The organism is Xanthomonas sp. NCPPB 1638, from assembly GCF_041475635.2.
Taxonomy (GTDB): Bacteria; Pseudomonadota; Gammaproteobacteria; order Xanthomonadales; family Xanthomonadaceae; genus Xanthomonas; species Xanthomonas cucurbitae.
Window position 1 is genome coordinate 4,057,491 of the sequence record NZ_CM192984.1, and the last position, 23,166, is coordinate 4,080,656.

The 23,166-nt window shown below is 64.2% G+C and carries 21 protein-coding genes and 1 pseudogene; 16 read left to right on the forward strand and 6 right to left on the reverse strand.

The window, feature by feature from the left end; translation table 11 throughout:
- Positions 1-18 precede the first annotated feature (18 nt).
- From cas4 to tnpA (ACCQ13_RS17545), 5 genes are all read left to right on the forward strand, one after another.
- Positions 19-651 (forward strand): CRISPR-associated protein Cas4, encoded by a 633-nt coding sequence (gene cas4, locus ACCQ13_RS17525; RefSeq protein ID WP_159407653.1) that lies wholly within the window; start codon positions 19-21, stop codon positions 649-651.
- 2 nt (positions 652-653) lie between these two features.
- On the forward strand, positions 654-1,688 hold the full coding sequence (cas1c, locus tag ACCQ13_RS17530; RefSeq protein WP_159407654.1) for a type I-C CRISPR-associated endonuclease Cas1c: 1,035 nt from the start codon (positions 654-656) through the stop codon (positions 1,686-1,688).
- Positions 1,689-1,702: 14 nt separating this feature from the next.
- The gene (gene cas2, locus ACCQ13_RS17535) at positions 1,703-1,993 is read left to right on the forward strand and encodes a CRISPR-associated endonuclease Cas2 (RefSeq protein WP_104603861.1); all 291 of its coding nucleotides are present in this window, start codon (positions 1,703-1,705) and stop codon (positions 1,991-1,993) included.
- Between the two features lie 327 nt (positions 1,994-2,320).
- Positions 2,321-3,439 carry an ISL3 family transposase gene (locus tag ACCQ13_RS17540; RefSeq protein ID WP_159407655.1) on the forward strand — a complete coding sequence of 373 codons (1,119 nt, stop codon included), beginning with the start codon at positions 2,321-2,323 and terminating at the stop codon, positions 3,437-3,439.
- A gap of 490 nt (positions 3,440-3,929) precedes the next feature.
- Complete coding sequence (gene tnpA, locus ACCQ13_RS17545; RefSeq protein WP_159407656.1) at positions 3,930-4,190, forward strand: IS66 family insertion sequence element accessory protein TnpA; 261 nt, start codon at positions 3,930-3,932, stop codon at positions 4,188-4,190.
- A 30-nt stretch (positions 4,191-4,220) separates the two neighbouring features.
- On the opposite strand, the gene tnpC (ACCQ13_RS17550) is transcribed toward tnpA (ACCQ13_RS17545), so the two are convergent.
- Genes tnpC (ACCQ13_RS17550) through tnpA (ACCQ13_RS17560) form a run of 3 tightly spaced genes read right to left on the reverse strand, consistent with a single transcriptional unit; the run spans position 4,221 to position 6,456 of the window.
- Positions 4,221-5,801 carry an IS66 family transposase gene (gene tnpC / locus ACCQ13_RS17550; RefSeq protein ID WP_159406550.1) on the reverse strand — a complete coding sequence of 527 codons (1,581 nt, stop codon included), beginning with the start codon at positions 5,799-5,801 and terminating at the stop codon, positions 4,221-4,223.
- A 20-nt stretch (positions 5,802-5,821) separates the two neighbouring features.
- Positions 5,822-6,163 (reverse strand): IS66 family insertion sequence element accessory protein TnpB, encoded by a 342-nt coding sequence (gene tnpB / locus ACCQ13_RS17555; protein ID WP_104605767.1) that lies wholly within the window; start codon positions 6,161-6,163, stop codon positions 5,822-5,824.
- Positions 6,157-6,456 (reverse strand): IS66 family insertion sequence element accessory protein TnpA, encoded by a 300-nt coding sequence (tnpA, locus tag ACCQ13_RS17560; protein ID WP_146090374.1) that lies wholly within the window; start codon positions 6,454-6,456, stop codon positions 6,157-6,159. Before tnpA (ACCQ13_RS17560) ends, tnpB (ACCQ13_RS17555) begins: the two co-directional genes overlap by 7 nt.
- Before the next feature lie 123 nt (positions 6,457-6,579).
- On the opposite strand from tnpA (ACCQ13_RS17560), the gene tnpB (ACCQ13_RS17565) reads away from it, so the two are divergent.
- From tnpB (ACCQ13_RS17565) to ACCQ13_RS17585, 5 genes and pseudogenes are all read left to right on the forward strand, one after another.
- Positions 6,580-6,921 carry an IS66 family insertion sequence element accessory protein TnpB gene (gene tnpB, locus ACCQ13_RS17565; protein WP_104605767.1) on the forward strand — a complete coding sequence of 114 codons (342 nt, stop codon included), beginning with the start codon at positions 6,580-6,582 and terminating at the stop codon, positions 6,919-6,921.
- 20 nt (positions 6,922-6,941) lie between these two features.
- Positions 6,942-8,522 carry an IS66 family transposase gene (gene tnpC / locus ACCQ13_RS17570; RefSeq protein WP_159406550.1) on the forward strand — a complete coding sequence of 527 codons (1,581 nt, stop codon included), beginning with the start codon at positions 6,942-6,944 and terminating at the stop codon, positions 8,520-8,522.
- 20 nt (positions 8,523-8,542) lie between these two features.
- A pseudogene (locus ACCQ13_RS17575) lies at positions 8,543-9,019 on the forward strand (ankyrin repeat domain-containing protein); the annotation flags it as partial.
- 26 nt (positions 9,020-9,045) lie between these two features.
- Complete coding sequence (locus tag ACCQ13_RS17580) at positions 9,046-9,627, forward strand: Tle-like phospholipase domain-containing protein (protein WP_208800408.1); 582 nt, start codon at positions 9,046-9,048, stop codon at positions 9,625-9,627.
- Between the two features lie 66 nt (positions 9,628-9,693).
- A complete protein-coding gene (locus tag ACCQ13_RS17585) occupies positions 9,694-10,629 on the forward strand; it encodes an ankyrin repeat domain-containing protein (RefSeq protein WP_159407657.1) in 936 nt (311 codons plus the stop codon).
- On the opposite strand, the gene ACCQ13_RS17590 is transcribed toward ACCQ13_RS17585, so the two are convergent.
- Positions 10,574-11,692, reverse strand: a complete 1,119-nt coding sequence (locus tag ACCQ13_RS17590) for an ISL3 family transposase (RefSeq protein ID WP_159406429.1) — start codon at positions 11,690-11,692, stop codon at positions 10,574-10,576. The genes ACCQ13_RS17585 and ACCQ13_RS17590 overlap by 56 nt on opposite strands.
- A 291-nt stretch (positions 11,693-11,983) precedes the next feature.
- Between ACCQ13_RS17590 and ACCQ13_RS17595 the strand changes: the two genes are divergently transcribed.
- Together ACCQ13_RS17595 and ACCQ13_RS17600 are read left to right on the forward strand one after the other, a co-directional pair.
- Complete coding sequence (locus tag ACCQ13_RS17595; RefSeq protein WP_159407658.1) at positions 11,984-14,800, forward strand: peptidoglycan-binding domain-containing protein; 2,817 nt, start codon at positions 11,984-11,986, stop codon at positions 14,798-14,800.
- Positions 14,801-14,879: 79 nt separating this feature from the next.
- Positions 14,880-15,326 (forward strand): GIY-YIG nuclease family protein, encoded by a 447-nt coding sequence (locus tag ACCQ13_RS17600; RefSeq protein ID WP_104602904.1) that lies wholly within the window; start codon positions 14,880-14,882, stop codon positions 15,324-15,326.
- Between the two features lie 140 nt (positions 15,327-15,466).
- Here ACCQ13_RS17600 and ACCQ13_RS17605 read toward each other — a convergent pair whose 3' ends face one another.
- On the reverse strand, positions 15,467-17,491 hold the full coding sequence (locus tag ACCQ13_RS17605; protein WP_159407659.1) for a M3 family metallopeptidase: 2,025 nt from the start codon (positions 17,489-17,491) through the stop codon (positions 15,467-15,469).
- 96 nt (positions 17,492-17,587) lie between these two features.
- Complete coding sequence (locus ACCQ13_RS17610) at positions 17,588-18,691, reverse strand: PLP-dependent cysteine synthase family protein (protein WP_159407660.1); 1,104 nt, start codon at positions 18,689-18,691, stop codon at positions 17,588-17,590.
- 91 nt (positions 18,692-18,782) lie between these two features.
- Here ACCQ13_RS17610 and ACCQ13_RS17615 point away from each other — a divergent pair, with 91 nt between their 5' ends.
- The 4 genes from ACCQ13_RS17615 to gloA all read left to right on the forward strand — a co-directional run bounded on the left by ACCQ13_RS17615 (position 18,783) and on the right by gloA (position 23,147).
- The gene (locus ACCQ13_RS17615) at positions 18,783-19,229 is read left to right on the forward strand and encodes a CopL family metal-binding regulatory protein (RefSeq protein ID WP_167526957.1); all 447 of its coding nucleotides are present in this window, start codon (positions 18,783-18,785) and stop codon (positions 19,227-19,229) included.
- 224 nt (positions 19,230-19,453) lie between these two features.
- Positions 19,454-21,277, forward strand: coding sequence for a copper resistance system multicopper oxidase (locus ACCQ13_RS17620; protein ID WP_104602901.1), 1,824 nt, complete (start codon positions 19,454-19,456; stop codon positions 21,275-21,277).
- The gene (locus tag ACCQ13_RS17625; RefSeq protein ID WP_104602900.1) at positions 21,274-22,368 is read left to right on the forward strand and encodes a copper resistance protein B; all 1,095 of its coding nucleotides are present in this window, start codon (positions 21,274-21,276) and stop codon (positions 22,366-22,368) included. Before ACCQ13_RS17620 ends, ACCQ13_RS17625 begins: the two co-directional genes overlap by 4 nt.
- Positions 22,369-22,622: 254 nt before the next feature.
- Entirely contained in the window at positions 22,623-23,147 is a 525-nt protein-coding gene (gene gloA, locus ACCQ13_RS17630; protein ID WP_104602899.1) for a lactoylglutathione lyase, read from the forward strand.
- The last annotated feature ends 19 nt before the right edge of the window (positions 23,148-23,166 follow it).

Below are 23,166 nucleotides of genomic sequence, written 5' to 3' on the forward strand. Positions count from 1 at the left end.
ACCAGGAGAGCGGGAACCATGGACGACGACGACCTGATCCCGCTCTCTGCCCTGCAGCACTACCTGTACTGCCCGCGCCAGTGCGCGCTGATCCATGTGGAACGCCAATGGGCAGAGAACAGACAAACCGCGGAAGGCCGCCTGCTGCATGAGCGCGCTGACACGCCCCACGCCGAGCGCAGGCGGGGAGTCCGCACGGTCACCGCGATGCCGCTGCTGGCACTGGAACTGGGTATCACCGGCAAAGCCGATGTGGTCGAATTCCATCGTGACCCCGCCGGGGAGTTCGCGCTACCTGTGGAGTACAAGCGGGGCAGACCGAAAGCACACCGAGCCGATGAGGTGCAGCTATGTGCCCAGGGGTTATGCCTTGAAACCATGCTCGGGCGCCCGGTGGCTGCCGGCGCGCTTTTCTATGGGCAGACGCGCCGCCGCAAGGATGTCCTCTTTGATACAGCGTTGCGCGAGCTGACTCACCGCACCATCACCGACACCCGTGCGCTTCTGTCACGCGGTGTGACTCCCGGCGCCCGCTACGACAGCAGACGCTGTGACGCTTGCTCACTGATCGACCTGTGCCAACCGCGGCTGCTTGGGCGTGGCAGCGTCAACAGCTGGCTGCGCCAGCAACTCGATGCCGAACCGGACTGACCATGCGCCGCCAACTCAACACACTCTATGTCACCACCGACGGTGCCTGGCTACGCAAGGACGGCGCCAATGTCGTTCTCGAAGTGGATCGGCAGGAACGTACCCGGTTGCCGGTTCATATGCTGGAGAGCATCGTCTGCATTGGACGCGTGGCAGTGTCGCCCCAGTTGCTTGGCTTCTGTGCGGAGCAAGGCATCAGCATCTGCTACCTGACCCCGCAGGGACGTTTTCTTGCCCGTGTCGAAGGCACGGTTTCCGGCAATGTCCTGCTGCGCCGCGAGCAGTACCGGCGCAGCGACGATCCTCTGCGGTGCGCCGATATCGTGCGCCACCTGCTGGCAGGAAAGATTCACAACCAACGCGCCGTGCTCGCGCGCGGCTGGCGCGACCATGGCGACCGTCTCACCGACATTTCCGCCTTCCAGCATGCACTCAAGCGACTCAAGCGCATTCCACACCGCCTGCTCATCGAGACCAGCGTGGACGTGCTGCGTGGTCTCGAGGGTGAGGCCGCACAGTCGTACTTCGGCGTATTCGGTCAGCTCGTGCGCGCTGAAGCGCCGCTACTACGCTTCGGTGGCCGCAATCGCCGCCCACCGCGCGATGCCTTCAACGCGCTACTGTCGTTTCTCTATACATTACTTACCCACGATTGTCGTTCAGCTCTGGAGACCGTTGGTCTGGATCCTGCAGTTGGCTTCCTTCATCGCGACCGACCCGGACGGCCAAGCCTGGCACTGGATTTGACAGAGGAATTCAGGCCACTGCTTGGCGAGCGCCTGGCACTATCTCTGATTAATCGCCGCCAGTTGAACGAGCGCGACTTCCAGGTCTTCGACAACGGCGCTGTTCTCCTCAAGGACGACGCGCGCAAAACTGTACTGGTCGCCTACCAAGAGCGCAAACGCGAGCAGCTCCAACACACCTTCCTCGGCGAAAAGGTCGATATCGGCCTACTCCCCTTCGTACAGGCACAGCTCATGGCAAGGTGTCTGCGTGGAGATCTGGATGGTTATCCCGCATTCTTGTGGAAGTGAAGGGGAATTGCATCATGATGGTTTTAGTCAGTTACGATGTCAGCACCAGCTCCTTCGGCGGTGAAAAACGGTTACGCAAGGTCGCCAAGGCCTGCCGCGACCTTGGCCAACGGGTGCAGTTCTCTGTCTTCGAAATCGAAGTGGAGCCAGCGCAGTGGACGCAATTGCGGCAACGTCTGTGCGACCTGATAGATCCTACGGTAGATAGCCTGCGCTTCTATCACCTTGGCGCCAAATGGGAAGCGCGCGTCGAACATATCGGGGCAAAGCCCAGTCTGGACCTGAAGGGGCCACTGATCTTCTGATGCGAACCCCAAGCGTCCTGCAAATACCCAGCAGACTCGCGCTCCCCCTAAGCAATTGATCCATAAGAATAAAGGCTCATCGCGGATTCGTGTGGGTGCCTTGAGGCCCCTGAATCTGCGTTGAGCCTTGGAAACAGGCCCTTTCCACCGTCCCAGAAGGTGGTACATCCTGTGCTGACTTCTTGACGCGGTGTTCTGCATGAAAACGGGCCGTCGGCTGAGTGAGTTGTTTTCCTTCCCCGGCTTTGCGGCGGAGTCCACGCTCAAGGGCGTGTTCGGCGCCCCGAAGGCGCGGATCGTGACCTTGCGGCGCCGAAAAAAACGGCCGTGTGTTCCAACTGTGGCCATCGGTGTCGCAGCCGCTACGACAAGCGCCTGTGCCGCGCCCGCGACTTGCGGGCGGCCGGCTGGATGCTGTTCGTGGAGTTCGAGCGCTGGCGGGTCGATTGCCCGGGGTGCGGCGGCGTGCACGTAGAGCGGCTGGACTGGCTGGCCAAGAATCCGCGCTACACCGAGCGATTCGCCCTGCATGTGGGCAATCTGTGCCGAAGCATGACGCACAAGGCCGTGGCTGAGCTGGAGCGCCTGCACGACAGCACGGTCAAGGAGCTGTCCAAGCTGTACATGGCCGAGCAGGTGCGCCGGGCGGGGACGCCGGCGCCGCGCGCCATCGGCATCGACGAGATCGCGATCCACAAGGGCCATGACTACCGCGTTGTGGTCAGCGATCTGGAGCGCGGCCGACCGATCTGGTTCGGCGGCAGTGGGCGCACCGAGGCGGACATCGACCAGTTCTTCGCCGAATTGGGCCCAAAACGTAGCGCCGGCATCGACGTGGCGGTGATGGACATGTGGCGGCCGTTTCGCAACTCGGTGGGCAAGAACGTGCCCAACGCCAGCATCGTGTTCGACAAATTCCACATCATGCGCCACCTGTCCGACGCGCTCGATCAGGTGCGGCGCGACGAGTACAAGCGCCTTCAAGGCCAGGATCGCAGTTACATCAAGGGCCAGCGTTACACCCTGCTGAGCAATCGCGAAAACCTCACCCTGGACGGTCGAAAGGCGCTCGCCAAGTTGCTGGCGGCCAACAAACGTCTGAACACGGCGTACCTGCTGAAAGAGTCCTTCGGACAGCTGTGGAGCTACCGCACCGAGCGTGGTGCACGGGAGTTCTTCGAACGCTGGAAGCAGAGTCTGCGCTGGCAGCGGCTTGCGCCCTACCAGACGTTCGTGGGGATGATCGAGCGGCACTGGGACGGCATCGCGGCGTACTGCAGGCCGGAGAACAAGGTCAGCCTCGGCCTGGTGGAAGGGCTCAACAACAAGATCCGGGTCATCCAGCGCAGCGCCTACGGCTATCGCGACGAGGAGTTCCTGAGGCTCAAGATCATCGCCAGCTTCCTGCCCGCGCTACCCGAAAATGCTCGATTGCACCCACAGTGATCCGCGAAGACCCAGAATAAATTTATATTTTTGCAAAAATACTGAGAGAAATTCGGCTTCCTCGTGTCCGCTCGTCAAGAGGTTCGCGGAAAGCCCAGTTTTTTTGTAGTTCTGGCAAACCCTTTATGCTAGGGCAGTCGCGCCCTCACGGGCGCGTGGATTGAAACAATGATGGTTATATGATGGTTAGGCGGCGCCCCGGTCGCGCCCTCACGGGCGCGTGGATTGAAACCCCTTAAGCGCCTGGCGCCTAGTATTTATATATGCGTCGCGCCCTCACGGGCGCGTGGATTGAAACGCTTCAACTACTGCATCGCGCGAAATTTTACTGTGTCGCGCCCTCACGGGCGCGTGGATTGAAACCTTTCGATAGTGGTATTGCAGAAAATTCGCTGCGCGTCGCGCCCTCACGTAAGCGTCCGCCAACCTCACCTATACAAGCAGCCAGCAGCCCGTTGGGATATCGCGTTCTTCCCAACGGATCTCCCCGATGTCTTCAAAGCACGATGATTGGTCCCACCGCATTGCTGCCTGGTCCGCCAGCGGCGCCACGCCATCGGCGTGGTGCCGCGAGCACAGTGTCTCGTTGAGCAGCTTCACCTACTGGCGCGGCAAACTTGCAGCGTCCGCAGCGCCTGCAGCACTTCCAGCCACACTACCGCTGCACATCACCCCCGCCGTTCCCACGACCAGCGTGGAGATCCGTCTCGCCGGTGGCATCAGCCTCAGCGTGGCGGCCGGTGATCCGTAAGCGTCCGCCAACCTCACCTACCCCGAAACCTCACTCCGTGCGCAACGGCAGCAATTGATCGATGTCCCGATCCAAGGTCGTCGGCAGCCGCGCCAGGGTGTCATGCAGCCAGGCATGCGGTTCGATACCGTTGGCCTTGGCGGTGGCCAGTAGGCTCATGATCGCCGCCGCGCGCCTGCCCGCCTGCGCTGAGCCGGCAAACAGCCAATTCTTGCGTCCCAGCGCCACCGGACGAATCGCGTTTTCGATCAGGTTGTTGTCGATCGGGTAACGTCCGTCCTGGACATAACGCGTCAGCGCGTCCCATCGCTTGAGCGTATAGGCCAGTGCACGCGCGGTGCCGCTGTTGCCCATCACCGTCTGCTGCAACTCCAACAACCAGCAGTTCAGCCGCGATAGCACCGGCACGGCGTGTTCTTGTCGGTAAGCCAGACGCTCATCGGGCTTCAGCGCGCTGGCTGCCGCTTCGATGGTGTAAAGCACGCCGATGCGCGCGATCGCTTCAGCCGCAATCGCGCTGCCGCTGGCCGCATGCTGCTCATGCCACTTGCGCCGGGCGTGGGCCCAACACCCCAGCTCCGTGACACCCTGCGCAAAGCTGGCTTTATAGCCGCTGTAGTCGTCCACCATCAGTGCGCCGCGCCACTTCCCAAGGAAATCGCGTGCGTGCTGGCCGCTGCGGCTGGTCTGGAACTGGAATACCACCATCGGTGGATCGGCGCCCGGGTGGTGGGCGGTGGCATACGCAAACAGATACGCACGCTTGGAGGAGCCTGCTGTTGGATCCAGCAGCTGCACCGGGGTTTCATCGGCATGCAGCACCGATTGCTGCTGCATCCGCACCGCCAGGCGGTCGGCCAACGGTTGCAGCGCCACGCCGATGGCGCCGATCCACTCGGCCATCGTGCTACGCGACAAGGCAACGCCGCTGCGTGCATAAATGGCTTCCTGCCGATACAGCGGCAAGTGATCGACATACTTTGCGACAGCGACCTGGGCCAGCAGGCTGGCATCGGCCTGGCCGCGCTCGATGATCGCCGCCGCCACCGGCTCGGCGACGATCAGCTCACAGCGACGGCAGCAATACTGCGGGTACACATCGCGCTTGACGTAGAACTCCAGCGGCTTGCAGGCCAGACGCTCGCTGACATGCTCGCCGATGGCCACCAGCGCGCTGTTGCACTGCGGGCAGTTGCAGTTGGCCGGCTCGTGCCGAGTTTCTACACGCTCAAGATGCTCGGGTAACGGCTTGCGCCCGGCGTTTGCTGCACGCCGACGCTTCTGGGTCACCGCTGCGGTCTCGCCCTCGGCCTGGAGCGCGGCCAACTGCGCTTCCACTGCGGCGATATCGGCGGCCATGGTGTCTTCGAACAGCTGGCGCTGGTCCGGGTCCATGCGCTCGGTCTTGGCCGAGAATTGCAGCCGGCGCAGGCGGGCGATCTCGGCGGTGAGCGCGGCGATCTGCGCATCGCGCAGGGTGATGGTGCGTTCGCGCGTATCGATCAACGCCTGCTGGCGTTCAATGGTGGTCTGCGCGGTCGCAAGCAAGGCGCGTGCAGCCTGGCGCAGCGCATGTGGATCATCAATCGTATCGAGGGCGGACAGGTCCATGTCCGCCACGATGCCATGGGTTACAGCTGCCGCACACCTGCCATTGGTGCAATGGACAATCGCTGCCAGTCCACGCCTGCACACAGCCAGGCCCACTGCTCAGCGCTCAAGGTCCACGCGGTATCGCCCACACGCGGCCAGATGAAGTGTCCCTGATGCAGCCGGCGCGCGCACAGCCAGACACCATGACGATCAACGCACAGCACCTTGAGGCGGCTACGCGCGCGATTGACGACGACGTAGGCCTCGCCCTCGGCCACGGGGCGATCCAGCAGTGACTGCATCTGCAGCAAGAGCCGGTCCATGCCACAGCGCAGATCCACCGGGGCGGTGACAAGATGCCACGCCGACACGCTCAGCATGCACCAAGCTCGCGCAGCAGACGCGCAAGCCAGCCCGGATCACCGGCCGCCACGCTGAGGCTGATGCCACCGGCGAGACGGATCTCCACGCTGGTCGTGGGAACGGCGGGGGTGATGTGCAGCGGTAGTGTGGCTGGAAGTGCTGCAGGCGCTGCGGACGCTGCAAGTTTGCCGCGCCAGTAGGTGAAGCTGCTCAACGAGACACTGTGCTCGCGGCACCACGCCGATGGCGTGGCGCCGCTGGCGGACCAGGCAGCAATGCGGTGGGACCAATCATCGTGCTTTGAAGACATCGGGGAGATCCGTTGGGAAGAACGCGATATCCCAACGGGCTGCTGGCTGCTTGTATAGGTGAGGTTGGCGGACGCTTACGGTGATCCGGGCTGGCTTGCGCGTCTGCTGCGCGAGCTTGGTGCATGCTGAGCGTGTCGGCGTGGCATCTTGTCACCGCCCCGGTGGATCTGCGCTGTGGCATGGACCGGCTCTTGCTGCAGATGCAGTCACTGCTGGATCGCCCCGTGGCCGAGGGCGAGGCCTACGTCGTCGTCAATCGCGCGCGTAGCCGCCTCAAGGTGCTGTGCGTTGATCGTCATGGTGTCTGGCTGTGCGCGCGCCGGCTGCATCAGGGACACTTCATCTGGCCGCGTGTGGGCGATACCGCGTGGACCTTGAGCGCTGAGCAGTGGGCCTGGCTGTGTGCAGGCGTGGACTGGCAGCGATTGTCCATTGCACCAATGGCAGGTGTGCGGCAGCTGTAACCCATGGCATCGTGGCGGACATGGACCTGTCCGCCCTCGATACGATTGATGATCCACATGCGCTGCGCCAGGCTGCACGCGCCTTGCTTGCGACCGCGCAGACCACCATTGAACGCCAGCAGGCGTTGATCGATACGCGCGAACGCACCATCACCCTGCGCGATGCGCAGATCGCCGCGCTCACCGCCGAGATCGCCCGCCTGCGCCGGCTGCAATTCTCGGCCAAGACCGAGCGCATGGACCCGGACCAGCGCCAGCTGTTCGAAGACACCATGGCCGCCGATATCGCCGCAGTGGAAGCGCAGTTGGCCGCGCTCCAGGCCGAGGGCGAGACCGCAGCGGTGACCCAGAAGCGTCGGCGTGCAGCAAACGCCGGGCGCAAGCCGTTACCCGAGCATCTTGAGCGTGTAGAAACTCGGCACGAGCCGGCCAACTGCAACTGCCCGCAGTGCAACAGCGCGCTGGTGGCCATCGGCGAGCATGTCAGCGAGCGTCTGGCCTGCAAGCCGCTGGAGTTCTACGTCAAGCGCGATGTGTACCCGCAGTATTGCTGCCGTCGCTGTGAGCTGATCGTCGCCGAGCCGGTGGCGGCGGCGATCATCGAGCGCGGCCAGGCCGATGCCAGCCTGCTGGCCCAGGTCGCTGTCGCAAAGTATGTCGATCACTTGCCGCTGTATCGGCAGGAAGCCATTTATGCACGCAGCGGCGTTGCCTTGTCGCGTAGCACGATGGCCGAGTGGATCGGCGCCATCGGCGTGGCGCTGCAACCGTTGGCCGACCGCCTGGCGGTGCGGATGCAGCAGCAATCGGTGCTGCATGCCGATGAAACCCCGGTGCAGCTGCTGGATCCAACAGCAGGCTCCTCCAAGCGTGCGTATCTGTTTGCGTATGCCACCGCCCACCACCCGGGCGCCGATCCACCGATGGTGGTATTCCAGTTCCAGACCAGCCGCAGCGGCCAGCACGCACGCGATTTCCTTGGGAAGTGGCGCGGCGCACTGATGGTGGACGACTACAGCGGCTATAAAGCCAGCTTTGCGCAGGGTGTCACGGAGCTGGGGTGTTGGGCCCACGCCCGGCGCAAGTGGCATGAGCAGCATGCGGCCAGCGGCAGCGCGATTGCGGCTGAAGCGATCGCGCGCATCGGCGTGCTTTACACCATCGAAGCGGCAGCCAGCGCGCTGAAGCCCGATGAGCGTCTGGCTTACCGACAAGAACACGCCGTGCCGGTGCTATCGCGGCTGAACTGCTGGTTGTTGGAGTTGCAGCAGACGGTGATGGGCAACAGCGGCACCGCGCGTGCACTGGCCTATACGCTCAAGCGATGGGACGCGCTGACGCGTTATGTCCAGGACGGACGTTACCCGATCGACAACAACCTGATCGAAAACGCGATTCGTCCGGTGGCGCTGGGACGCAAGAATTGGCTGTTTGCCGGCTCAGCGCAGGCGGGCAGGCGCGCGGCGGCGATCATGAGCCTACTGGCCACCGCCAAGGCCAACGGTATCGAACCGCATGCCTGGCTGCATGACACCCTGGCGCGGCTGCCGACGACCTTGGATCGGGACATCGATCAATTGCTGCCGTTGCGCACGGAGTGAGGTTTCGGGGTAGGTGAGGTTGGCGGACGCTTACGGATGATCCGATCTACTTGAAGCTGCTTCTGGACCATGGCGGCGATCCGAACACGAGAAATGCAAACGACGAAACGTTGCTTTTGCAAGCATTCCTTACTCAAAACAAATGGGAGAGCGTGAAGCTGCTGGTGGAGCGGGGGGCGGATGTAAATGCCAAGAGTCAGGGTGTTCCTATCCTTTTCAATTATGCTGCTCGTGGTGGTTTTGAGCAGGCCTACTGGCTACTTGAACATGGTGCAGATCCAGGAGAAGGAAGCCCCCCTCCGCTTCCAAAAAATCTTTCTATCGTAGAAAGTATTTTTTGGCACCCTGGCAATCCAAATGATCCAACCTGGCAGCGCAAGTGCCAGCAATGGTTGTTGCAGCGGGGCTACCAACGCCCCCCTTTACCTGAAAATTTCCGAAGTATGCGTAAATCCTTCGGCTTCCCATCCGAAGAAAAAGACATTCCGTTACTTTGATCGATCACTGAAGAAGGATTTTTCAAATGTCGACTCTCGCAGACCACCAGCATCAGCGCACCGTACTTGAGCAACTGCGGACTAGCAGCGATCCAATAGCCCGGCAGCATGCCGAAGAATTGCAACCGCTCTATCACGACCGTGAAATGGCCGGGCTAGCCGATGATGTGTATGACTCGGCCAAAGGCGAAGGACGGCCGAGCGCCGGATGGATTCGCGCCAGCGAGCATCTGGACAAGCTGCGCGAGTACGCGCCGCAGCTGAACATGACTGACGATCAGATAAGAGACTTGCTGAAGCCTGACAGTTCAGGCTTCCGCGCCGAAATCTACCTCCCCGACCCTGCCATCCTCGGCCCGGGCTACAAGCCCACCGTGGCATACAAAGGCTCGGCCGGTGAAGTCCTGACACCCGACCGTCTCCGCCCCACTGGCAGCGAAGACTTTGTCGCCAACAACTTCCCCCAGTCGGTAGGGTTGAGGACCTATTGTTACGACCGTGCGATGAACCATGCTACATCGCAAGGTGTGCAGGTGGGGCGCAGCCTGGGTGGGCGGGGTAGCGCACGCCGTGCAGCGCGCTTTGCACAGGCCGCTTGCCAGGTCTAGGCTAAGGGCATCTTCGGCCGGCAGACAAGCGCTGGCCGCCTTCACCGCTTCATAAAGGGATGCGCCGTGTCCAGGCTGGTACGAATCCTCGTTCTGTCGTTGTCTTTGGTCTGCGCCAGCTGCGGCGGCGTGTCGTTGCCTGCGCCTGCGCAGCAGTCGGCGTATCCGCTGCGCTCGTATTTCCCCGATCCCAAGGCACAAGCGCTGGCGCTGGCCGCCGAACATGGCAACGTCGAGGAAGTGCGGCGGTTGATGAAAGAAAAGCATGTCGATCCTGATGTGATCTTCTCCAAGGACGGCTACCCGCTGCTGATGTGGCCCATCCTCACGCAGAACCCGGAGGGATTGCGGGCGATGCTGGAGAATGGCGCAGACCCCAATGCACGCAAGCTACACCCGCAGCAGAATACGACGCGATTCAAAGGGCGCTACGAAGACAATGCGATGATCTGGGCAGCCAAGCAAGAAGATTCGATCTATCTGAAATTACTGCTCGATCATGGCGGCGATCCGAACGCTCGTAACTCCAATGGCGAAACGCTGCTTCTGCAAGCATTTCTTACTCAGAATAAATGGGAGAACGTGAAACTACTGGTGGAGCGCGGAGCGGATGTGAATGCCACAAGTCAAGGCTCTCCCATAATTTTTCATTACGCAGCCAGGGGTGGGTTCGAGCAGGTCTTTTGGCTGCTTGAACATGGCGCAGATCCAAAAATAAACGATCTAACGAGGAATCCTGACGGCTCACATGAATATCCCGTGGTCGCAGATGTATTTTGGCATCCGGGGAATCCAAATGACCCAACCTGGCAACGCAAGTGCCAGCAATGGCTGCTGCAGCGCGGGCACACTCGCCCACCACTACCAGATTACTTACAAAAGATGCGCAAAGCCTTCGGCTTCCCCTCCGAAGAAAAAGACATTCCGTTACTTGGATCTTCGCGGATCACTGTGGGTGCAATCGAGCATTTTCGGGTAGCGCGGGCAGGAAGCTGGCGATGATCTTGAGCCTCAGGAACTCCTCGTCGCGATAGCCGTAGGCGCTGCGCTGGATGACCCGGATCTTGTTGTTGAGCCCTTCCACCAGGCCGAGGCTGACCTTGTTCTCCGGCCTGCAGTACGCCGCGATGCCGTCCCAGTGCCGCTCGATCATCCCCACGAACGTCTGGTAGGGCGCCAGCCGCTGCCAGCGCAGACTCTGCTTCCAGCGCTCGAAGAACTCCCGTGCACCTCGCTCGGTGCGGTAGCTCCACAGCTGCCCGAAGGACTCTTTCAGCAGGTACGCCGTGTTCAGACGTTTGTTGGCCGCCAGCAGCTTGGCGAGCGCCTTCCGACCGTCCAGGGTAAGGTTTTCGCGATTGCTCAGCAGGGTGTAACGCTGGCCCTTGATGTAACTGCGATCCTGGCCTTGAAGGCGCTTGTACTCGTCGCGCCGCACCTGATCGAGCGCGTCGGACAGGTGGCGCATGATGTGGAATTTGTCGAACACGATGCTGGCGTTGGGCGCGTTCTTGCCCACCGAGTTGCGAAACGGCCGCCACATGTCCATCACCGCCACGTCGATGCCAGCACTGCGTTTTGGGCCCAATTCGGCGAAGAACTGGTCGATGTCCGCCTCGGTGCGCCCACTGCCGCCGAACCAGATCGGTCGGCCGCGCTCCAGATCGCTGACCACAACGCGGTAGTCATGGCCTTTGTGGATCGCGATCTCGTCGATGCCGATGGCGCGCGGCGCCGGCGTCCCCGCCCGGCGCACCTGCTCGGCCATGTACAGCTTGGACAGCTCCTTGACCGTGCTGTCGTGCAGGCGCTCCAGCTCGGCCACGGCCTTGTGCGTCATGCTTCGGCACAGATTGCCCACATGCAGGGCGAATCGCTCGGTGTAGCGCGGATTCTTGGCCAGCCAGTCCAGCCGCTCTACGTGCACGCCGCCGCACCCCGGGCAATCGACCCGCCAGCGCTCAAACTCCACGAACAGCATCCAGCCGGCCGCCCGCAAGTCGCGGGCGCGGCACAGGCGCTTGTCGTAGCGGCTGCGACACCGATGGCCACAGTTGGAACACACGGCCGTTTTTTTCGGCGCCGCAAGGTCACGATCCGCGCCTTCGGGGCGCCGAACACGCCCTTGAGCGTGGACTCCGCCGCGAAGCCAGGGAAGGAAAACAACTCACTCAGCCGACGGCCCGTTTTCATGCAGAACACCGCGTCAAGAAGTCAGCACAGGATGTACCACCTTCTGGGACGGTGGAAAGGGCCTGTTTCCAAGGCTCAACGCAGATTCAGGGGCCTCAAGGCACCCACACGAATCCGCGATGAGCCCGTTACTTTGATCGATCACTGAAGAAGGAGTTTTCAGATGTCCACTCTCGCAAATCACCAGCATCAGCACACCGTACTTGAGCAACTGCGGGCCAGCAGCGATCCACAGACCCGGCAGCACGCCGAAAAACTGCAACCGCTCTATCACGACCGTGAAATGGCCGGACTTGCCGACGATGTGTATGACTCGGCCAAAGGCGAAGGACAGCCGAGTGCCGGATGGGTTCGTGCCAGCGAGCATCTGGACAAGCTGCGCGAGTACGCGCCGCAGCTGAACATGACGGACGATCAGATAAGAGACTTACTGAAGCCTGACAGTTCAGGCTTCCGCGCCGAAATCTATCTCCCGGACCCTGCCGTCCTAGGCCCGGGCTACAAACCGACCTTGGCATACAAGGGATCCGCAGGCGAAGTCCTGACGCCGGACGGGCTACGCCCCACCGGCAGCGAAGACTTCGTCGCCAACAACTTCCCGCAATCAGTGGGCTTGAAGACCGATTACTACGACCGAGCAATGAGTCTTGCATATCAGTTAAGTCGCGCGCATCTCGACTTCGAAATCACCGGCCACTCCCTAGGCGGCGGCATGGCCTCCGCAGCCGCCGCCGTGACCGGTATGCACACCACCACCTTCAATGCCGCCGGCCTGCATCCGCTCACCGCCCAGCGGTTTGCCCAGGAAAATGGGCTGCCGGTCTACGACCCCCAGCAAAGCGTCATCGCCTACCAGGTCAGCGGCGAGGTCCTCAACGACGGCATCCAGCAGAATATCCATCGCCTGGATGCGTTCCGGCGCGCAGAACTCGGCGCGGTGCTGAAGGAAACCTGCACCGTGCTCAATGAGTTGCCGCAAGGCAAGGCCTTGCTGGCCAGCCAGCTGGATGCAACGCTGCCGGCCCATGCACAACCGGCAGCCCACGCGTTCCTGGACCGGCTGCAACACGGCAACACCGCACAACTGTTGCGCGAATTGCCGTTGGCCGCTGGCCAGATGCAGCCGCTGCTGGCGGCCAAGCAGCATGCAACCGATGGTCAAGCCATCGTCGATCGCCCGGCGCGGCTGTCGCTGCGCGATGTTTCCAATTTCGCCGGCCCCGCACTGGATGCGCTGCACGTCACTTCGCAAGGTGTGCGGGTGGGACGCAGCCTGGGTGGGGTGGTCGCCGAGTCGGGCCAGGTGGCAGGCCAGGGGCTGGACGCTGCGGGCGACCTGGCACAGCGCGCGGCACTGGCCGCAGCGCAGATCCGCCAGTCGACCACCCAGCGGCTGGGGGCGGCGGCGGGAGAAGGCGTGGAGCAAGCTGGTGCACTCGCCGCACAGGGGCGGCAGGTCCTGGGCGAGGTACAGGCCGGTGCGGAGCGGTTGCAGGGGCAAGCGCAGGGCGAAGCCGCATCGTTGGGCGCGGCGGCGCTGCGTGGTCTGGGCGGGATGCTGCCGCAAGGGTTGGAGGCACAGCTCACTGCACAGGCCGAGCGCCTGGCGCAGGCCGGTGCGGCCGCAGAACAACGCGGGCAGAACCAGGCCACACAGCTCTTGCATGAAGCGGCCGATGACGCCCGCCAGATTCGCCAGCATGGCCAGGTAGCCGGCCAGGCGTTGAATACGGCCGCCAGCCAGGTTGGGCAGGCCGAACACGCCAGCTGGACCGCGGCAGGAGCCCAGGCCAATGCGCTGCTGGACACGACAGGACGGTATGCCACGGCAGCCTCCGCACTGGCACCCGAGATCTACGCCACGCAGGCCGGCGTGGCCACGGCCGCGGTGGCCACCTACGCCACGCACAACCCGACCAATCCGCAAGGCCTGTTCAATCTGGGCAAGACGGGTGAATTCGCCAGCAAGCTGGGCGACAGCCTGGACGAGGCCACCGAACGACACCTGATGACCGAAACCGTGCTGCCCAGCATGGACGCGCTCATCCAGGAGGTCGAACGCAAGGCGCGCACACAGGCCGCGCCGGAGCAGGCCCAGACGCAAGCCGCCGCGCTCGGACCGGGCGACCGCGGCACCGAGGTGCAGGCGCTGCAAGCCAGCCTGATCCAACTGGGCATCAACGAACGCATCAAGACGCCCGTAGCGATCAACGGCCTCTACGACCAACCCACCCAGCGCGGCGTACAGGCGTTTCAGTTGATGCACGGCATGGACGAGGTCAACGGCATCGCCGACCACCACACCCGTGCAGCGGTGCAACAGCAAGCCAGCGTTGCCATTGCCCCGCGCGACATGGTTCCACCGTACAGTGCGCCTGCCGTGCAGGCCACCACGGCCACGGCTGCGAGCGCATCGGTTGCAAGCGCACCCGAGCGCCTGCAAGTGGAGCTCTCCGCGCAACAACAGCAACAGGCGCTGGAACAGCAACGCCACTGGCAACTGCACATGGAGCAAACGGTGCAGCAGGAGCGTGAGCGGCTGGCAGAGGAGGAAAAGGCCGCCGCGCAACGCGAGCAGGCCACCGTGGCAAGCGACGACGCACGCCAATCGCCCGGCCTGCTTCCCTTCAGTGACCCGGCGCATCCAGGCCATGCCTTATACGCAGACGTCAAGCATCGACTGGATGCCAAGGGCACGCCGTTGCCGGAGGACCGCCTGACCCAGGTCACCGCAGCTGTCTACATCGACGGCTTCCGAGCTGGCTGGCGCGGACGGGTGGATGTGGTCAACGAGAACTTCTTTGCACAGCACTACGACGACATTACCAAGCGCGTGAATATGTCACTGACCGGTGCGGCACCATCGGTGCAGGAATCGATGCAGCAGGTACAGACGCATGCACTCGAAACCGCGCGGCAGCAGGAAGCCATTGCGCAAGCCAGCCGGGATCAGCCAACCCCACCGGTGCCGGTCGTATGAAGACCATGCACCACGGTTATGCGCTAGTGTTCACCCGCACGCCCGCACACATGGGCGCCGACGCAGGATAGGCGGTGAAATGACGGACACGACCACGCTGGCAAGCGCGGCATTTGCTGCATTCGAGCACGCCGACTGGCATGGCCTGCAGCAGGGCCCTTACGTGGTGTACCTGCTGGCGTATGCACGGCGAGATGCGTTCTACATCGATGTGGCAAGCGACTTGCTCGCTATCGAAGGGCGATGCCGGCATCTGGTGGCACAACAACGCGCCACCCTACCCGAGCCCGGTGTGAGGGCGCTATTGATGACGTGGTTCGAAGTGTGCAACGACCCCGCAGCTGCGCAAGCACGCGCGAACGAGATCCGTCGTTGGACGCATGCGTGGCAACGACGGCTGGTTGAGACCTTGAATCCGCAATGGCTGGACCTAGCGGCGTATGCCCTTGGATTTCCAGGCAAGCTGGCACAAGTGGGAGAGCGCCAAGTCCAATTCAGCACCATCCTCAATTCCGGCGACACATGATGCACCTGACCCGACGGGCCGTGGGCCAGCAGCACAGAGCCGGGGCGCACTGGCACCCTGCCCGCTCCGACGATTGCCTTCACCACTGATCGTTGGCGTGACCGGCCTGTTGCGCGGCGAGCGGAGCAGCGAAGGCCGGCTCAGCCCGCCATGCCGTTGTGCCGCAACAGCGCATCGATGGTTGGCGCGCGGCCGCGGAATGCACGGAAATTGTCTGCGGCGCTGCGACTGCCGCCGCGCGAGAGGACCTCCAAGCGGAAGCGGGAGCCGGTGTCGGCCACCTGATCGGGCGCTTCTTCGAACGCGGCGTAGGCATCGGCGCTGAGCACTTCGGCCCATTTGTAGCTGTAATAGCCGGCCGCATAGCCGCCGGCAAAGATATGGCTGAACTGATGCGGGAAGCGATTCCATGCCGGCGGGCGATTGACCGCCACCTCGTCGCGCACGCGCTCGATCAGCTGCAGCACGCTGTCCTGTGCCGGGTCGAAGTGGCTGTGCAGCTGCATGTCGAACAACGCAAATTCCAGCTGGCGCACGGTGAACATGCCGCTCTGGAAATTGCGCGCGGCCAGCAGGCGGTCGAACAGGTTGCGCGGCAGCGGTTCGCCGGTCTGCACATGCGCGGTCATCGCCTGCACGCGCTCCCATTCCCAGCAGAAGTTCTCCATGAACTGGCTGGGCAGCTCCACCGCGTCCCACTCCACGCCGTTGATGCCGGCCACGCCGAGTTCGCCGATGCGGGTGAGCAACTGGTGCAGGCCATGGCCCATTTCATGGAACAGCGTGGCAACCTCGCCATGCCGGAACGTGGCCGGTGCATCGCCGCTGCCGCGGCCGAAATTGCACACCAGATACACCAGCGGCGTCTGCACGCCGTTGGCGGTGTCGCGGCGATTGCGGCAGTCATCCATCCAGGCGCCGCCGCGCTTGCCTTCGCGCGCGTACAAATCCAGATAGAACTGGCCGACCAGCGCGCCCTGCGCATCTTCCAGGCGATAGAAACGCACATCCGGATGCCACACCGGCGCGCTATCCGGCGTGACCGTCAGCCCGTACAGGCTGTGGATCACATCGAACAGGCCGGCCAGCACTTTCGGCTCGGTGAAATACTGCTTCACTTCCTGTTCGGAGAAGCTGTAGCGCGCCTGCTTGAGCTTTTCGCTGGCATAGGCCAGGTCCCAGGCCTGCAGTGTGTCCAGGCCGAGTTCGTCGCGGGCGAAGGCTTCCAGTTCGGCGCGGTCACGCTGCGCATAGGGCTTGGCACGCACCGCCAGGTCGCGCAAGAACCCCATCACTTCATCGGGGCTCTGCGCCATCTTGGTGGCGATGGAATACTCCGCGTAGCTGGCAAAACCGAGCAGCTGCGCCAGCTCGGCGCGCAGCGCCAGAATGCGATCGATGTTGGCGCTGTTGTCCAGCGCGGCATCGCCGAATTCGGAGGCACGCTCGGCGTTGGCGCGATAGAGCGTTGCGCGCAGCTCGCGGTTATCGGCATCGCTCTGCACCGGCAGATAACACGGCATCTGCAGAGTGAACTTCCACCCCGGCACGCCGTCCTTTTCTGCCGCAGCGCGCGCGGCGGCGATCACTTCGGCCGGCAGACCGGACAGCTGGGTGTCGTCTTCGGTCACGTACGACCAGGCATCGGTGGCATCGAGCACGTTCTGCGAGAACTTCGCCGCCAGTGCCGACAATTCTTCCTGGATCTGTGCAAAGCGCGCCTTGGCGGCGTCATCCAGCTCCGCACCGCCGAGCCGGAAATCGCGCAGCGCGTTGTCCAGTACCTTGCGCCGGGCTTCATCGTAGTGCGCAGCGTCCGGCGACTGCGCCAGCGCCTTGTACTGCGCGTACAGCGCCAGGTTCTGCCCCAGCGCGCTGCCGAAGCGGCTCACCTTGGGCAGGTTGCTGTTGTAGGCCTCGCGCAGCTCGGGGCTGTTCATCACTGCCTGCAGATGGCCCACCTGCCCCCAGGCGCGCCAGAGCCGCTCGGTGGCATCGTCCAGCGGCACCACGAAACTGTCCCAGCTGACCGGGCTGACCTGTTCGGCGGCCTTCACTGCCGCCTCGGCCTGCGCCAGCAGCTGGTCGATCGCCGGGCTCACATGCTCGGGACGGATCGCATCGAAGGACGGCAGTCCGGAGAGGTCGAGCAAGGGGTTGGTCATGGAGCGCTCCGGCGGTGGACTGGATCAGGGGAAGGGACAAGCGGCACGCGGCGGTGCACACAGGTGCATGCACCATCTATCGCAACGATATGGCGGTCATTCCAGCGCCGCACAAGGCAGCGGCGGCAATGCGCCGCCGTTCACGGCGCTGGCGATGGCCGCGTCGCTGTCGGCGGTGTCGAGCTCGCGCGCCGCATACCAGGCCGGGTCGTAGTAGCTGTGCGCGTAACGCTCGCCGGCATCGCACAGGATGGTGACGATGGAGCCCTGGCGGCCTTCCTCGCGCATGCGCTGGGCGGCCTGCAGCACGCCGACGAAGTTGGTACCGGTGGAACCACCCACGCGGCGGCCCAGGGTGGCGCTGACGTGGCGCATGGCCGCCAGGCTCAGCGCGTCGGGCACTTTCACCATCGCATCCACGCAGGTGGCAATGAAGCTGGACTCCACCCGCGGCCGGCCGATGCCTTCGATGCGCGAGCCGCCGGTGATGGCCAGTTCCTTGGGGCACTGCCCGTCTACCGCACGGCAGTAGCCGTCGAAGAACACCGACACTTCCGGGTCGGCGCACAGGATGCGGGTGGCGTGGCGCCGGTAGCGCACATAACGCCCCAGGGTGGCGCTGGTGCCGCCGGTGCCGGGGCTGCAGACGATCCATTCCGGAATCGGGTGCGGCTCTTCGGCCAGCTGCTTGAAGATCGATTCGGCGATGTTGTTGTTGGCGCGCCAGTCGGTGGCGCGCTCGGCATAGGTGAACTGGTCCATGAAGTGCCCGCCGGTCTCGCGCGCGAGCTGGTGCGAGACGCTATCCAGGTCGCAGGCGCGCTCCACCAGATGGCAGCGCCCGCCCTGGAACTCGATGGCGGCAATCTTTTCCGGCGAGGTCGAGGCCGGCATCACCGCGATGAAAGGCACCCCCAGCAGCCGCGCGAAATACGCTTCGGACACGGCGGTGGAGCCGCTGGAGGCCTCGATCACCGGGCGGCCGGCACGCAGCCAGCCGTTGGTCAGCGCGTACAGGAACAGCGACCGCGCCAGCCGGTGCTTGAGACTGCCGGTAGGGTGGCTGGACTCGTCCTTGAAGTACAGGTCGATGCCTGGGTAGCCCGGCAGGTCCATGGGAATCAGGTGGGTGTCGGCCGAACGGTTGAAATCGGCCTCGATCTTCTGGAGGGCGGCGGCCACCCATTGGCGCTGCGACATGGCAGGACTGTGCGACGAAGGAAAGGTCGATTCTACCGCCGCTGGACGCGCCCCCGAGGTGGGCGGTCATCGGGCGGACAGTCGGGCGCCTATGCTATGCTCGCCGGACCTGTTCCCGCCGCGAGCGCCCGTGCTGCGTTGCCTGCTCCGCCTGCTGCTGTGCCTGTGCCTGGTTGCCAACACGGCCACTGGCGCGTGGGCGTCGGTGGGCATGGCCATGCCGCAGGTAGCCATGCCGCCAACTGCCGATGCTGCTGCGCTTGGGATGGGGCATATGGCAAGTGCCAGCTCCATGCCCTGTCATGAGGACATGGCGCCGCCAGCACCGACCCAGCCCGACAGCACGCCCAGCCACGCGCACGCGGCCGACTGCTGCAAGCTGGGCAGCTGCGACTGCCTGCAGCACTGCAGCCTGGCCTTGCTGACCCTGCCAGCGGTGCCCGCCGGCCTACCTGGCCCCCCGTCCCTGCCCGCGATTCCAGCCGTCGGGCGCGGCAACCCGGTGCCTGAACAACCGGTTCGACCTCCCATCGGCTGAGCGCAGCCGACACCCCGGCGGCGCTCAGCGTCAGCTGCGTACACCGGTCGCAGGAATCTTCCCGCCCCGTGTGTTCACGCCCGCTCACCGCGTCGCCCATGCCCCTGTGCCGTTTCGCGCGGATGTGTTGGCTGCCCTGATCGCTCTTCGCCCTGCATCGATGGATGCCGGATTTCTCAGCGATGCGTTGCGTCTACCGGTCCGGTGGGCGCATCGGAGGTGTCATGTCGTCCGATACTCCTGTCTTCACCCCAACTGCCAACCACGGAATCAGCCGGCGCCGTTTCGTGCAGGGCCTGGCCCTGGGCGGTGTTGCCGCCACCGGCCTGTGGCGCGGCGATGCCCGCGCTGCCGGCGCGATGGCCACGCCGGTGCTGCGCGGCAGCAGCCAATCACTGCAGATCGGCCAGCGTCCGGTCAATTTCACCGGGCGCACGCGCCCCGCCATCACCGTCAACCAGAGCCTGCCGGCACCGATCCTGCGCTGGCGCGAGGGCGACACGGTGAGCGTGCGGGTGCGCAACGCCCTGCCCGATACGCCTACCTCGGTGCATTGGCACGGGCTGCTGCTGCCGGCCAACATGGACGGCGTGCCGGGCATGAGCTTCGACGGCATCGCGCCGGGCCAGGAGTACCACTATCGCTTCGCGCTGCGGCAATCCGGCACCTACTGGTACCACAGCCATTCCCTGTTCCAGGAACAGGCCGGTCTGTACGGCGCCATCGTGATCGATCCACTGACACCGCCGCCGTATCGCTACGATCGCGAGCATGTGGTGCTGCTCTCGGACTGGACCGACCTGGATCCGGCCGCACTGTTCCGCCGCTTGAAGCAGATGCCCAGCCACGACAACTACGCCCAGCGCACGGTGGGCGATTTCCTGCGCGATGCGCGCGAGGACGGCGTGCGGGCAACGCTGGCCGATCGCGGCATGTGGGGACGCATGCGCATGACGCCGACCGACCTGTCGGATGTCAACGCCAATACCTACACCTACCTGCTCAATGGCGTGGCGCCGGCCGGTAACTGGACCGGATTGTTCGCGCCGGGCGAAAAGGTGTTGCTGCGTTTCATCAACGGCGCGTCGATGACCTACTTCGACATCCGCATCCCCGGCCTGCGCATGACCGTGGTGGCGGCCGATGGCCAGTACGTGCATCCGGTCAGCGTGGACGAGCTGCGCATTGCCGCAGCCGAAACCTTCGACGTGCTCGTCGAGCCGATCGGCCAGGACGCCTTTACGCTATTTGCGCAGGACATGGGACGCACCGGCTTCGCCTGCGGCACGCTGGCAGTGCGCAACGGCCTGCAGGCACCAATTCCGGCGCTGGACCCGCGCGCGATCCTGACCATGCAGGACATGGGGCATGGCAATGGCATGACGCACGCAGCCCATGCCATGCAAGCAGGCGATGCCATGCAAAGCGACCCGCATGCCGCTCACGCGATGCCAATGCCGATGCCGATGCCGATGCCGATGCCGGCACAACATGCGCACACCGCCAACACGGCATCGGACAAGACCCCCCACCATCTCGCCAGCGAAGACGGCAACCCGCTGATCGACATGCGCAGCAATGCCACCGCACCGCGCCTGGACGACCCCGGCGTGGGCCTGCGCGACAACGGCCGCCGTGTGCTGCGCTACGGCGACCTGCACAGCCTGTTCGAGGACCCGGATGGCCGCGAACCCGGGCGCGAGATCGAACTGCACCTGACCGGGCATATGGAAAAGTTCGCCTGGTCGTTCGACGGCGTGGCGTTCGCCTCGGCCGAGCCCCTGCGGCTGCGCTACGGTGAGCGGCTACGCATCGTGCTGGTCAACGACACCATGATGCAGCACCCCATCCACCTGCACGGCATGTGGAGCGACCTAGAAGATGCCGATGGCAATTTCCAGGTCCGCAAGCACACCATCGACATGCCGCCGGGCACGCGGCGCAGCTATCGCGTGCGCGCCGATGCACTGGGCCGTTGGGCCTATCACTGCCATCTGCTGTACCACATGGAAGCAGGCATGATGCGCGAAGTGCGGGTGGAGGCATGAGCATGCGCGCGCTACGCCCGCTGGTGATAAGTACCTGGTTGTTCAGTGCATCGCTGGCCGCGCAGGAACAGACGCATGCGATGGATGCCGCTGCCCATGGCGAGCATGCAGCCGCGCTGCAGGCCGACGACAACGCAGCTTTCCCCGCCTCGCCAGACTCGCAGGCAGCAACGGCTGATGCGCCACCAACCGCGCAAGAGGCCATGCCAGTAACGCCGATGGACCATGCGCAGAGGTCGCATGCGGAAATGGACCATGCCGCAATGCATCACGCCCAGATGGAGCACGCCGAGACAGAGCACGCTGCGATGGATCATCATGCGATGGGCCATGGTGCACACACCGCAGCGCCACCCGCATCCCCGGCCAGCACCGCGTTGCCACGCGAACCGATTCCCGCAGTGACCGACGCAGAAATCGCTGCCGCGTTTGCGCCACTGCAGGCGCACGCGATGCACGGGATGGGCATCAACCATTACATCCTGCTCGATCGCCTGGAAGCGGTCGACACCGATCGCGGCACCGGCCAGGACTGGGAGGCGCGTGCATGGATCGGTGGCGACATCGACCGCCTGTGGCTGCGCAGCGAAGGCGAACGCGCCAACGGCCGCACGCAATCGGCGACGTTCGAAGCGTTCTACGGTCACGCGATCTCGCCCTGGTGGGATGTACTGATCGGCGCTCGCCAGGATCTTGCATCGGACGATCGTCGTAGCTGGGCCGCCATCGGCATCCAGGGCCTGGCACCGTACAAGTTCGAGACCGAAGCCACCCTGTCCCTGGGCAACGCCGGGCGTGCCGCGCTACGCCTGGAAGGCGAGTACGACGTGTTGCTGACCAATCGCCTGATCCTGCAACCGCGGCTGGAAGCCGATATCGCGCTCACCGACGATGACCGCCGCCGCATCGGCAGTGGCCTGGAACAGGTACAAGCGGGCCTGCGGCTGCGCTACGAATTCACCCGCCGCTTCGCGCCCTACATCGGCTGGGTGCATACCCGCCGCTTCGGCGATGCCGCCCGCAATGCCATGGCGGACCAGCAAGCCCCACACGACAGCCAGGTTGTTGCCGGCATCCGCATCTGGTTCTGACACCGTGCTGCCTGCCTCGCCAGTATCGTCCTACCGGCCACGCTTGCCGCCGCAGGCAAGCGCGCGCCGGACGCCGAGCCACCGGCTGGCAATCGGCGTGCCCGCCGATCGCGGTGGACGCATGCGACAAACCACTCGACCCTCTGACACACCCCGGGCAGCGCATGCCGCAGACGCGCCGCCCACCCACCCCTCGCTAAACTGTCTACCCCACGCGCCTGTCCCGCGCGCCCGATTCGACCGAGGAGACCGCAATGCCTTTGACCGACCTGCAACATGTCCCCGGCGCCAGTGCCGCCCCCGCCGACACCCACGGCTTCGTCTTCAACCACACCATGCTGCGCATCAAGGATGCACAACGTTCGCTGGATTTCTATACCCGCGTCCTGGGCTTCCGCCTGCTCGATGCACGCCACTTCGCCGATGCGAAATTCAGCCTGTACTTTCTGGCCTTGCTGCCGGCGAGCACCGCCATTCCCGACCAGGATGACGAGAGGCGGCTGTGGATGGCCGGCATTCCCGGCGTGCTGGAACTCACCCACAACCATGGCACCGAAACCCAGGAGGGCACGGTGTATCACGATGGCAACAGCGACCCGCGCGGCTTTGGCCACATCTGCGTGTCGGTGCCGGACATCCACGCCGCCTGCGCCCGCTTCGACAGCCTGGAGGTGCCCTATCAAAAACGCCTGGAAGACGGCCGCATGAAGCACCTGGCCTTCATCAAGGACCCGGATGGCTATTGGGTGGAGATCATTTCCAATACCGCGCTGGCGTAGGCGGCAGCTCACCTGTGTG